Annotated in this window: 11 protein-coding genes and 1 tRNA gene; 9 read left to right on the forward strand and 3 right to left on the reverse strand. The window is 71.8% G+C overall.

The genetic code is table 11. The annotated features are described in order from the left end of the window. Window positions 1-25 precede the first annotated feature (25 nt). The 7 genes from AB0M54_RS43405 (at window position 26) to AB0M54_RS43435 (ending at window position 6,002) form a co-directional block, all read left to right on the forward strand. Window positions 26-1,024, forward strand: coding sequence for a MoxR family ATPase (locus AB0M54_RS43405; protein WP_364318766.1), 999 nt, complete (start codon window positions 26-28; stop codon window positions 1,022-1,024). Continuing rightward, window positions 1,017-2,423 carry a DUF58 domain-containing protein gene (locus tag AB0M54_RS43410; RefSeq protein ID WP_364478395.1) on the forward strand — a complete coding sequence of 469 codons (1,407 nt, stop codon included), beginning with the start codon at window positions 1,017-1,019 and terminating at the stop codon, window positions 2,421-2,423. The genes AB0M54_RS43405 and AB0M54_RS43410 overlap by 8 nt, the downstream gene beginning before the upstream one ends. A gap of 15 nt (window positions 2,424-2,438) precedes the next feature. Beyond that, the gene (locus tag AB0M54_RS43415) at window positions 2,439-3,008 is read left to right on the forward strand and encodes a hypothetical protein (protein WP_364478398.1); all 570 of its coding nucleotides are present in this window, start codon (window positions 2,439-2,441) and stop codon (window positions 3,006-3,008) included. Between the two features lie 92 nt (window positions 3,009-3,100). Next, window positions 3,101-4,459, forward strand: coding sequence for an NAD(P)/FAD-dependent oxidoreductase (locus AB0M54_RS43420; RefSeq protein WP_364318772.1), 1,359 nt, complete (start codon window positions 3,101-3,103; stop codon window positions 4,457-4,459). Window positions 4,460-4,534: 75 nt separating this feature from the next. Further along, window positions 4,535-4,617: transfer RNA gene (locus tag AB0M54_RS43425), tRNA-Leu, on the forward strand. A gap of 168 nt (window positions 4,618-4,785) precedes the next feature. After that, window positions 4,786-5,616, forward strand: coding sequence for a Bax inhibitor-1/YccA family protein (locus AB0M54_RS43430; RefSeq protein WP_364318798.1), 831 nt, complete (start codon window positions 4,786-4,788; stop codon window positions 5,614-5,616). Window positions 5,617-5,720: 104 nt separating this feature from the next. Continuing rightward, a complete protein-coding gene (locus AB0M54_RS43435; RefSeq protein ID WP_364318800.1) occupies window positions 5,721-6,002 on the forward strand; it encodes a hypothetical protein in 282 nt (93 codons plus the stop codon). 92 nt (window positions 6,003-6,094) lie between these two features. On the opposite strand, the gene AB0M54_RS43440 is transcribed toward AB0M54_RS43435, so the two are convergent. The 3 genes from AB0M54_RS43440 to AB0M54_RS43450 all read right to left on the reverse strand — a co-directional run bounded on the left by AB0M54_RS43440 (window position 6,095) and on the right by AB0M54_RS43450 (window position 9,263). Further along, window positions 6,095-7,339 carry an acetyl-CoA C-acetyltransferase gene (locus tag AB0M54_RS43440; protein ID WP_364478401.1) on the reverse strand — a complete coding sequence of 415 codons (1,245 nt, stop codon included), beginning with the start codon at window positions 7,337-7,339 and terminating at the stop codon, window positions 6,095-6,097. 62 nt (window positions 7,340-7,401) lie between these two features. Then, a complete protein-coding gene (locus tag AB0M54_RS43445; protein WP_364318803.1) occupies window positions 7,402-8,193 on the reverse strand; it encodes an SGNH/GDSL hydrolase family protein in 792 nt (263 codons plus the stop codon). Beyond that, window positions 8,190-9,263, reverse strand: coding sequence for a GDSL-type esterase/lipase family protein (locus AB0M54_RS43450; protein ID WP_364478407.1), 1,074 nt, complete (start codon window positions 9,261-9,263; stop codon window positions 8,190-8,192). Before AB0M54_RS43450 ends, AB0M54_RS43445 begins: the two co-directional genes overlap by 4 nt. 168 nt (window positions 9,264-9,431) lie before the next feature. On the opposite strand from AB0M54_RS43450, the gene AB0M54_RS43455 reads away from it, so the two are divergent. Beyond that, complete coding sequence (locus AB0M54_RS43455; protein WP_364318805.1) at window positions 9,432-9,776, forward strand: YkvA family protein; 345 nt, start codon at window positions 9,432-9,434, stop codon at window positions 9,774-9,776. A gap of 4 nt (window positions 9,777-9,780) precedes the next feature. Continuing rightward, window positions 9,781-11,139, forward strand: coding sequence for a cystathionine beta-synthase (locus AB0M54_RS43460; RefSeq protein ID WP_364318806.1), 1,359 nt, complete (start codon window positions 9,781-9,783; stop codon window positions 11,137-11,139). The last annotated feature ends 244 nt before the right edge of the window (window positions 11,140-11,383 follow it).

The raw sequence follows: 11,383 nt of genomic DNA on the forward strand, positions 1-11,383 counted from the left end.
TGTGATCTTGCGAAGGAGTGAATCGGTGGCGGACGCGGCGCAGGGCCTTTCCCCGTACGAGGTGGGGCGGCTGGCCGGTGCGGTGCTCGACCAGGTCGGCACCGTGGTGGTCGGCAAGCGCGACGCCCTGGAGCTGGTGCTGGCCGGCATCCTGGCCGGCGGGCACGTGTTGCTGGAAGACCTGCCCGGCCTGGGTAAGACGCTGACCGCGCGGTCCTTCGCGCAGGCGCTCGGGCTCGACTTCCGCCGCCTGCAGTTCACCCCCGACCTGCTGCCCGCGGACGTCACCGGCTCGTTCCTGTACGACCAGCGCAAGGGCGACTTCGCCTTCCGGGCCGGCCCGGTCTTCACCAACATGCTGCTGGCCGACGAGATCAACCGGACGCCGCCGAAGACCCAGTCCGCCCTGCTCGAGGCGATGCAGGAGAAGCAGGTCTCGGTCGAGGGCGTGACCTACCGGCTCGACCCGCCGTTCCACGTGCTGGCGACGGCCAACCCGATCGAGTACGAGGGCACGTACCCGCTGCCCGAGGCCCAGCTCGACCGCTTCCTGCTGCGGGTGTCGTTCGGCTACCCGACCGCCGAGGAGGAGTGGGAGGTGCTGCGCCGGCGGATGACCCGCCGCCAGGAGGAAGAGCTGCTCGCCCCGGTGGTCGACTCCCGCTCGCTGCTGGCGATGCAGGCGGCGCTCGAGAACGTGGTGGTCGAAGACTCCATCGGCCGTTACATCGTGGCGCTCACCTCGGCCACCCGCGAGCACGCGTCGGCGCTGGTCGGCTCGTCGCCACGCGGCTCGCTGGCGCTGCTGCTGCTGGCCCGGGCCCGGGCGGCGATGGCCGGGCGCGACTTCGTGGTGCCCGAGGACGTCAAGGAGGTGGCCGTCCCCGCACTGGCCCACCGCATCACCCTGCGGCCCGAGATGTGGTTGCGCAAGGTCAACCCCTCGTTCGTGGTCGAGGAGGTGCTGACCGCGGTGCCGGCGCCGGCCAGCGGCGCGATGCCCACATACGCGCGCCATGAGTAGTGCCTTCAGTCCGATGTTGGGCGGTGGTGGGGCTGCGGACGGCGAGGGGCCCCGGCTGCGTCTGGCCGCCCCGCCCGCGGTGGAGGAGGCCGACGAGTCGCTGAGCGGGCCGGCCTGGGTGCCCACCCGGGCGCTGGGCCGCGCGGTGCTGCTCACCGGCCTGCTGCTGGTGCTCGGCGTCGCGCTGGGCCGCATCGACCTGGTGCTGCTGGGCGCGCCGTTCGCGATCGGCGCCGCGATGGCCCTGCGCCGGATGCCGCGCTCGGCGCCCGAGGTGACCATCAGCGCCGACGAGGAACACCTGGTCGAGGGGGGCACGGTGACCGCCGGCCTGACCGTCGCCAATCCGGATGTCCTCGACTACGACCTGGTCGTGCTGCGGACCCGCGCCTCGCCGTGGGTGAAATTGGAGCAGGCCGACCGTCCGTTCGCGATCAGCGTGCCGGTCGGCGACTGGACCGAGATCGAGCTGACCGGCGAGGCCAGCCGGTGGGGCCGGCACGAGATCGGCCCGGCGGCGGCGCGGGTCGCCGCCTGCTCGGGGCTGCTCGCCTGCCGGCCGGTGGTGACGCCGGCCCGGGCGGTGCGGGTCTACCCGATGACCGAGCCGTTCGCCGCGGTCGAGTCGATGCCCGCCGCGGCCGGGCTGGTCGGTCCGCACCGGTCCCGGCGGCCGGGGGAGGGCGGCGAGCTGGCCGGGGTACGCCCGTTCATGCCGGGCGACCGCCTGCGCCGGATCGACTGGCGGGTGTCGCTGCGTACCCGTGACCTGCATGTCGCCTCGACCCTCTCGGACCGCGACGCCGAGGTCCTGCTGCTGCTCGACGTGCTCGGCGAGGCCGGCGTCTCGGGCGGCCTGAAGGGCAGCGCCTCGGTCCTGGACACCACGGTCCGCGCCTCGGCGGCGATCGCCGAGCACTACCTCAAGCGCGGCGACCGGGTGTCCCTGCTGGAGTACGGCGCGAACGGCCGCCGGCTGCGTCCCGCCACCGGCCGCCGGCAGTACCTGACCGTCCTGGAGTGGCTGCTCGACGTGAAGGCCGACAACGACGCCGAGGCCGCCCTCGAACACGCCTTCGGCGCCCACCAGGTGTCCTCGGACGCGCTGGTTGTGGTGCTCACCCCGCTGGTCGACCCGCGGTCGGCCGACATGCTGGCCCGGCTCACCCAGAGCGGCCGGTACACGGTGGCGGTGGACACCCTGCCCGAGGGCCTGACGCCGCCGCAGCGCAGCGCGTGGACGCCGCTGGCCACCCGGCTGTGGCGGATCGAGCGGGACAACGTGCTGGGCCGGCTCCGCGAGCACGGGGTGCCGGTGGTGTCCTGGGCCGGCACCGGCAGCCTCGACCTGGTGCTGCGGGACGTGGCCCGGATGGCCTCGGCGCCGAGAGGTCATTGAGGGAGGCGAGCAGACATGTTCGACGGCATCACCAACCGGCTGACCCGGATGCAGACCGCGATCAGCCGGGCGACGCTGGTGCCCCTGCTGGTCAAGACCGGGGTGGCGGCCACCTTCGCCGGGGCGATGATCGTGGCCTGGCCGGCGGCGATCGTGTTCGGCCAGTTCCTGCTGCCGCTCCTGCTCTTCGCGATCTATCCGGCGTTCGCGCCGCGCGGCCGGGGCCCGACGCTCGCGGTGCTGGTCGTGGTCGGCGGCTGGGTGGCCGGCACGACCTGGTACGACGGCCGGGTCGAGGCGTGGCGGGTGATCGCCATCGGCACCTTCCTCTACCTCGGGCACACGTTGGCCGCGCTGGCCGCGGTGCTGCCGTACGACGGGGTGGTGAACCTCGACGTGGTGGTCCGCTGGCTGCTGCGGGCCGGGGCGGCGGTCCTCATCTCGGCGGTGCTCACGGTGATCGCTCTCGGCCTCTCCGACGCGCTGGCCGGCAGCGCCTTCGTGCTGGCGACCGTGGTCGGGCTGGCCGCCGCGACCGCCGCGACGCTGCTGCTGGCAAGGTTGCTGCGACGTACCGGTAACTAACCTTTTACGTGTGTTCCTCAGCACCCCCACCTGGGCTTGTGCTGCGTCACACCGCGCCGCATCGGGGTGCTCCGGTGCGGACAATGGACCACGTGAGACCTCAGCGTGTGATTGTCGTCGGAGCCGGCCATGTCGGCCTTTACGCGGCCTTGCGCCTGTCGCGGAGGGTCAGCCCGCGGCGGGCCGAGGTCGTCGTCATCGACCCCCAGCCCCACATGACCTATCAGCCGTTCCTCCCCGAGGCGGCGGCGGGCAACATCTCGCCGCGCCACTCGGTGGTGCCGTTGCGCCGCGAGCTGAAGCGCTGCCGCATCGTCTCCGGCGAGGTGACCCGCATCGAGCACGACCGCAAGACGGTCACCGTGCAGCCGATCGAGGGCCCGCCGACCGAGATGACCTACGACCACATCGTGGTCGCGCCCGGTTCCGTGTCGCGCACCCTGCCGATCCCCGGGCTGCGTGAGCGCGGCATCGGCTTCAAGACCATCGGCGAGGCCATCTACCTGCGCAACCACATCCTCGACCGGCTCGACGTGGCGGCCGTGACGCCCGACCGGGCGGTCCGCGCGGCGTCGCTGACGTTCGTCTTCGTGGGCGGTGGCTACGCCGGCATCGAGGCGCTGGCCGAGATGGAAGACGTCGTCCGCGACGCCCTGCCGACCTACCCCGAGCTCCGGCAGGATGAGGTGCGGTTCGTGCTGGTCGAGGCGACCAACCGGATCCTGCCCGAGGTCGGCCCCCAGATGGGGGCGTACGCCGCTCGTCAGCTCGACAAGCGCGGCATCGACCTGCGCCTGGACACCCGCCTGGTCTCCTGCGTGGACGGCTGGGTCGAGCTGAGCGACGGCGACCGGTTCAAGGCCGAGACGCTGGTCTGGACGGCCGGGGTCAAGCCGTCGCCGATGCTCGACCGCACCGACCTGCCGCGCGGCCCGCGTGGTCACCTCACCGCGCTGCCGACGCTCCAGGTGGTCGACGGCGACCGGGTGCTCGACGGCGCCTGGACCGCGGGCGACTGCGCCCAGGTGCCCGACCTCACCAAGCCCGACGGCGCCTACTGCTCACCCAGCGCGCAACACGCCGTCCGCCAGGCCAAGGTGCTGGCCGACAACATCCGCCTGGCCCTGCTCGGCGGCGCGCCCAAGCCCTACAGGCACAAGTACGCGGGCAGCGTCGCCAGCCTCGGCCTGCACAAGGGCGTGGCCCACGTCTACGGCATCAAGCTCACCGGCCTGCCGGCCTGGTTGATGCACCGGACCTATCACGTCAGCCGCATCCCGTCGTTCAACCGCAAGGCGCGCGTGGTGGCCGACTGGACCCTCGCCTTCGTGTTCCGCCGCGAGACGATCTCTCTCGGTCAGCTGCACCAGCCGCGCGAGGAGTTCAATGCCGTCACACCCCCGCTGACCAGCGATCGACCGGCCGAGCCGGTGGGTTCGGGCGTCCGGTAGGACAAGGGTGTACTCAGCCGTCCGGCGTCTTGTCGGGCGCTGGCCAGCAGATACGGTGAGCACAGCCCTCCGACGGCCCGGGTGGTGGAAAGGCAGACACGGCCGCCTTAAAAGCGGCTGCCCTCACAGGCGTGCGGGTTCGACCCCCGCCCCGGGCACTCCGAGGATTAGTGGACACCGGCCCCCGTTTCCGCAGGTCGGAGCCGCTGGCCGAACTTCCGGCTCTCAGCCTGCTCACAGCCGGCGGGCACGGCACCATGAGCAATTTGCGCCTACTCTTGAACGGCACAATCATGCGTGCCGCAACCTCAGGGAGGCTGGACACAGTGAAGACTTCGAACCCGGTGCTCTCGCGCCTCGGCCAAGCGGCCGAGCGAGAGCGGGCTGCTGGGTATTCCCCGGCTGGGCCATACGGACCGGCCGCCGGTCAGCCGGGTTACGGTCAGCCGTACCCGTCGGCTGACGGCGGCTACCCGTCGGCCCCGCCGGCCGTACAGCCGATGACCATCGATGACGTCGTCGTCAAGACCGTCATCCTGCTCGGCATCGTCGGCGTCTCCGGCGCGGCGGCGTGGAACCTGGTGCCCGACGCTCTGGTCGGCGCCGCCTGGATCGGCGCGGCGGTCGTCGGCCTGGTGCTCGGCCTGATCATCTCGTTCTCCCGGGTGGCCAACCCGGGCCTCGTGGTCGCCTACGCGATCGTCGAGGGCGCGTTCGTCGGCCTGGTCAGCAAGACGTTCGAGAGCTTCTACCACGGCATCGTGCTGCAGGCGGTGCTCGCCACGTTCGGCGTGTTCTTCCTGATGGCGGTGCTCTACCGCGCCCGGGTGATCCGCGCGACGCCGAAGTTCGCCCGCGGCCTGATCGCCGTCATGGGCGGTCTGTTCGCGATCATGCTGATCAACTTCGTGCTCTCGCTGTTCGGCGTGAACACCGGCCTCCGCGACAACGGCATCCTCGGCATCGGCTTCAGCCTCGTCTGCATCGTGGTCGCCTCGCTGAGCTTCATCCTCAGCTTCAACGAGGTGGAAGAGGGCGTCCGCCTGGGCCTGCCCGCCCGTTACGCCTGGACCGCCTCGTTCGGCATCCTGGTCAGCCTGATCTGGCTCTACCTTGAGGTCCTGCGCCTGATCAGCTACTTCCAGGGCGACGACTAGTCCCCAACTCACGACGACGGCCGGCTATTGGCCAGCCGCCAACAGCGCCCGAGCCGTCTCCCCACGGCCCGGGCGCTGTCCCTTCACCGGGTAGATTTCGGCCCGTGACCGACTTCAGCACGGGCGTGGAGCGTCTGCTCAAGCAGATCGCCCACTGGACGGAGTCGCGTTGGCGCGGCCGGGACGACCACGTGCACGCCCTGGTTCAGCACCTGGCTGACCTGGCCGCGGACGCCGAGGGCCGGCCTCGGCGCCCGGTGCCGCGCCTGCACCCGATGGTCCTGCCCGATCAGCTGCGGGTCATGGCCGACGACCTGATCGGAAGCGGCGCCCCACTGGAGGGCGCCGCTTCGCTGGTCGACGAGACCCGCCATCGCCTCTCCTGACCCGCAACCACTCACCAGGTGGAGCGAAGCGACCCTCGGCGGGAGCGACGGTCTGCACCCACCACCCAGCTACGACCTCGGGATCTTGATTTTCAGCTGAGGCGCTCGATCACCATGGCCATGCCCTGGCCACCGCCGACGCACATGGTCTCGAGGCCGATGCTCTTGTCGTGCCAGTCGAGCGAGTTGACCAGGGTGCCGGTGATGCGGGCGCCGGTCATGCCGAACGGGTGGCCGACCGCGATCGCGCCGCCGTTCACGTTCAGCTTCTCCAGCGGGATGCCCAGGTCACGGTAGGACGGGATGACCTGCGCGGCGAACGCCTCGTTGATCTCGACCAGGTCGACGTCGTCGATGGTCATGCCCGCGCGGGCCAGCGCCTGCTTCGACGCCTCGACCGGGCCCAGCCCCATGATCTCGGGGGAGAGCGCCGTCACGCCGGTCGACACGATCCGGGCCAGCGGGGTCAGGCCCAGCTCACGCGCCTTCGTGTCGCTCATGATCACGACCGCCGCGGCGCCGTCGTTGAGCGGGCAGCAGTTGCCGGCGGTGACCCGGCCGTCCGGGCGGAACACCGGCTTGAGCCCGGCCACGCCCTCGATCGTCACACCCGGCCGCGGGCCGTCGTCGACCGACACGACCGTGCCGTCGGGCAGCGTCACCGGGGTGATCTCGCGCTCCCAGAAGCCGTCCGCGATCGCCTTCTCGGCCAGGTTCTGGCTGCGGACGCCGAACTCGTCCATCTCCGCCCGGGAGACGTCCTTGAGCTGGGCCAGGTTCTCGGCGGTGTAGCCCATCGCGATGTAGACGTCGGGGATCTTGTCGTCCTCGCGGGGGTCGTGCCACATCCCGCCGGTCGCGGCCGACTCCTTCGTCCGCGCCTCGGCCTCGGCGAACTCCGGGTTCTGCCAGCCGCCGCCGACCAGGGCCTGAGCCTCGGGCGGGAGCCCGTCGGAGCTACCGCGGGCGTATCGGGAGACCGTCTCGACCCCGGCCGAGACGAAGATGTCACCCTCGCCGGCCTTGATCGCGTGGAAGGCCATCCGGGTGGTCTGGAGCGAGCTCGAGCAGTAGCGGGTCAGCGTGGCGCCGGGCAGCCCGTCCAGGCCGAGCTTGACGGCGACCACCCGGGCCATGTTGAAGCCCTGTTCGCCACCGGGCAGGCCACAGCCCAGGTAGAGGTCTTCGATCAGCGTGCGGTCGAGCTCAGGCACCTTGTTCAGGGCGGCGTCGACGATGGTGGCGGCGAGGTTGTCGGCCCGCAGTTCCCGCAGCGAGCCCTTGACCGCGCGGCCGATCGGGGAGCGGGCGGTGGCGACGATGACAGCTTCCGGCATGAGCCTCACGTTACGCGGCGGTAACATGCCGTGGAAAGTGTCGGTTCGTCACACCCGCCGCGTCAGACCGCGGCGATCAGGGCGGCTTCCTCCACGGCGGGGAACAGGGCGTGGGCCCAGACGCGGTAGCCGTCGGCGGACGGGTGGAAGCCGTCGTAGCAGAGGGTGCCCGCGTCGGCCCGGAAGACGGCGCCGGTCTCGCGGCCCAGTTCGACCACCACGCCGCCGGCCTCGGTCACGGCTCTGGCCTGGGCCTTGGCCACGCGGCGGCCGAGCAGCCCGGCGATCTGGCGCAGCGGCGGGGCGATCGAGCGGACCGCACCCAGGTCGGGGCAGGTGCCGACGACGACCTCGACGCCGGCGTCACGCAACCGGCGGACGGCCGCACCGAGATGGTCGGCCGATTCCTCGGGAACGCGCAGACCGGTCGCGTCGTTCGTGCCGATCAGCACCACCGCCACGTCGGGCTTGTCGCCGAGCAGCGCACGGGCCACCTGGGTGGCCAGGTCGGTGGAGCGGGAACCGGCCACGCCGACGCTGGACAGCAGCACATGGCGCTCGCCGGTGTCGGCCGAGCCCTCGGCCAGCATGCGGGCGAGCTGCCCGCCGACCGTCTCGGAGAGCCACTCGACCCCGACACCGATCGCCGCCGAGTCGCCGAGCAGCACCAGGCGCAGTTTCGGCGCGTGGGCCGGACCCATGCTGGTGCGCAGGGCGAGGCCCATGGTCGGTTTGGCATAGCGTCGGCCGCGCGCGGCGATCGCCTCACCCGCGATCAGCGCGACGCTGCCCACCGCGCTCGCGATCAGCGTGGTGGCCGCGGCCTTGCCGATGCGACCCGTCAAACCCGTCATACCTGGCCTCCCTCCGGTGTCCACCCTACGGCCGTGGCCGACGAACGGCCGCTCGGAACCGCCCCATCGGTAGACGCCGCCGGAGCCGGAGAGGTTGCGCCGGGCAACTCGCCGGGGCGCGCGGCGCGGTGGCTGAACCGGAATCGCTGCTCGCCGAACCACGGGTGGTGGCGCAGCTGGGCCCAGACACCGGCCGGACCGCGGGCGCGTCCGTTGACCTTGGTCGGGCGGACCTCGGTGCCGGCCGCCCGGACCGCCTCCTGGGCCGCCTCCTCGAGGCTGCGCACCCCCTCGGCCCCGCTGGGCGCGACCCGGTCGTCCTCGCCGAGCGCGGCCATCAAAGTGGGCATGATCACGGCGGCCGCGCGGGCGTACCCCACCGCCGAGGGGTGGAAGTGGTCGGAGCCGAACATCCGGATCGGGTCGGCCTCGAACTGCCGGCCGAGCAGGTCACCGATCGACACCGTGCTGCCGCCGGCCTCGACCACGGCCACCGTCTGGATGGCGGCGAGCTGACGGCTCCAGTGGCGGGCCAGCCAGCGCAGCGGCCGCTTGATCGGCTGGATCGCCCCGATGTCGGGGCAGGTGCCGACCACCACCTTGCAGCCGGTGGCGCGCAGCCGCCGGACCGCGTCGCCGAGGTGTTTGGCCGCCGCCCCGAACCCGGTCACATGGGTGACATCGTTGCCACCGATCAGGATGACCGCGACCTCAGGCGCGTACTCCAGCGCGTCGTCGACCTGGAAGGGAAGACCGGCCGACATCGCGCCGACCACCGCGACCCGATGAAGGCGGACCGGCCGGCGCAGCCGCCGGGACACGCCGGTGGCCAGCAGCGCGCCCGGCGTCTCGCGCGGGCGGTGCACGCCGTAACCAGCGGCGGTCGAGTCGCCGAGAACCACCATGCTCAGCGGCTTGCCGGGGAACTTCGGACCGTACAGACCGTCACCACGCGGGGGCGGCGCCTCGGCCATCGGGATGATCCGCCGGGCGTCGGCCGCCTGATGAAGCAGCAGCGCCAGCGACAGACCGGCCGCGCCCGCGGCGCCGCCGGCCACTCCGCCGGCGATTCGCCCGGCCCGGACCCAGTTGATCCCCTCCACAAGCTCCAAGCTAACTCGCAGGGGCGACAGTTCGCTGTCTACTTAAGGCCTGTTTCGTGACCCGCTCCCGACCTGTCGCACGCTTGGCACTGGCGCGTACGAGTCATATTGGGCTGATCGGGGAAAGGAAGAGGTATGGCTAAGACGCTCAAGCGCGCCTCGGCGTTCAGCGCCCTCGGGCGGGCCCTCATGCGTGGCTCGCGCGGGGGACCGTCTCTGAGCAAACGACTGGCCGCGCTACCCCGGATGATCAAGGCAAGTGCCAAACGTGAGTACGACGGCGGCTGGCGGGTGGCCGCGATGGCCGCCGCGACCGCCTACGTGGTGTCGCCGTTCGACTTCGTCCCGGAGGCGGCCCTGCTGGTGGTCGGCCTGGCCGACGACGCCGTGATGATCACCTGGCTGGCCGGCGCGATGCTGGCCGAGACCGAGCGCTTCCTGGAGTGGGAGCAGGAACGAGATCGCGTCGTCGTAGTCTGACGGCGTGCGCTACTACGACAACGTCGTCGAACTCATCGGCAACACGCCCCTCGTGCGTCTCCGCAGCGTGACCGAGGGCATCTCGGCCACGGTGCTGGCCAAGGTGGAATATTTCAACCCCGGCGGCTCGGTCAAGGACCGGATCGCGCTGCGGATGGTCGAGGACGCCGAGAAGGCGGGCATCCTCGGCCCCGGCGGCACCATCGTCGAGCCGACCAGCGGCAACACCGGCGTCGGCCTGGCCCTGGTGGCCCAGCTGCGTGGCTACCGCTGTGTCTTCGTCTGCCCCGACAAGGTCAGCGAGGACAAGCAGAACGTGATGCGGGCGTACGGCGCCGAGGTGGTGGTCTGCCCGACCGCGGTGGCGCCGGAAGACCCACGCTCCTACTACAACGTGTCCGACCGGCTGGCCCGGGAGATCCCCGGCGCGTGGAAGCCCGATCAGTACAGCAACCCGGCCAACCCGCGCTCGCACTACGAGGAGACCGGGCCGGAGCTCTGGGACCAGACCGGCGGGCGGATCACCCACTTCGTGGCCGGCGTCGGCACCGGCGGCACCATCTCCGGGGTCGGGCGCTACCTCAAGGAGCGGGGCAGCGTCCGCGTCGTCGGCGCCGACCCCGAAGGATCGGTCTACTCCGGCGGCACCGGGCGGCCGTACCTGGTCGAGGGGGTCGGCGAGGACTTCTGGCCGGAGACCTACGACCGGTCGATCTGCGACGAGGTCGTCGAGGTGTCCGACTCGGACTCGTTCGACATGACCCGCCGCCTGGCCCGCGAGGAGGGCCTGCTGGTCGGCGGCTCGTGCGGCATGGCCGTGGTGGCGGCGCTCGAGGTGGCCCGGCGGGCCGGCCCCGACGACGTGGTGGTCGTCCTGCTGCCGGACGGTGGCCGCGGCTACCTCTCCAAGATCTTCAACGACGACTGGATGGCCCGCTACGGCTTCCTGCACACGTCGGCCGGGACGCCCACGGTGGCCGACATGCTGGCCGGCAAGGACGGGCGGATGCCGCCCCTGGTGCACGTCCACCCGACCGAGACGGTCCGTGACGCGATCGACTACATGCGGGAGTACGGGATCAGCCAGCTTCCCGTCCTCAAGGCCGAGCCCCCGGTCGTCACCGGCGAGGTGACCGGCTCGATCGCCGAGAAGGCCCTGCTCGACGCCATCTTCACCGGCCAGGCCCACCTGCACGACACGATCGAACGGCACATGGGCGACCCGCTGCCGATGATCGGCGGCGGCCAGCCGGTCGCCGAGGCGGTGGCCCTGCTGGAGAACGCCGACGCCGCCATGGTCCTCATCGACGGCAAGCCGGCCGGCGTCCTGACCAGGCAAGACCTCCTGGCCCACGTCTCGTAGGCCGTCCACCGCCCGGCTCGCCTGCCCCCGCCTGTGGACAACGCCGCAAAATCGTCGCCCGCGTCCGCTACCTTTCCGCCCACCCAGTGCCGGGGTGGGGGAGGTGGCGGCGCGCGCGCGAAGATCATTTCGAGCGCCGACGCGTGCCAAGATTCCGGCGGTTGGCGATGGCCGGTCCGGCGGTCGGGCCGATCGGCGCGGAGCGCCGTCAGGGTGACCAGTCACGCAGGTGGAGCGGAGCGAC

The organism is Actinoplanes sp. NPDC051470 (genome assembly GCF_040682035.1).
In the GTDB taxonomy this organism is placed as follows: domain Bacteria; phylum Actinomycetota; class Actinomycetes; order Mycobacteriales; family Micromonosporaceae; genus Actinoplanes.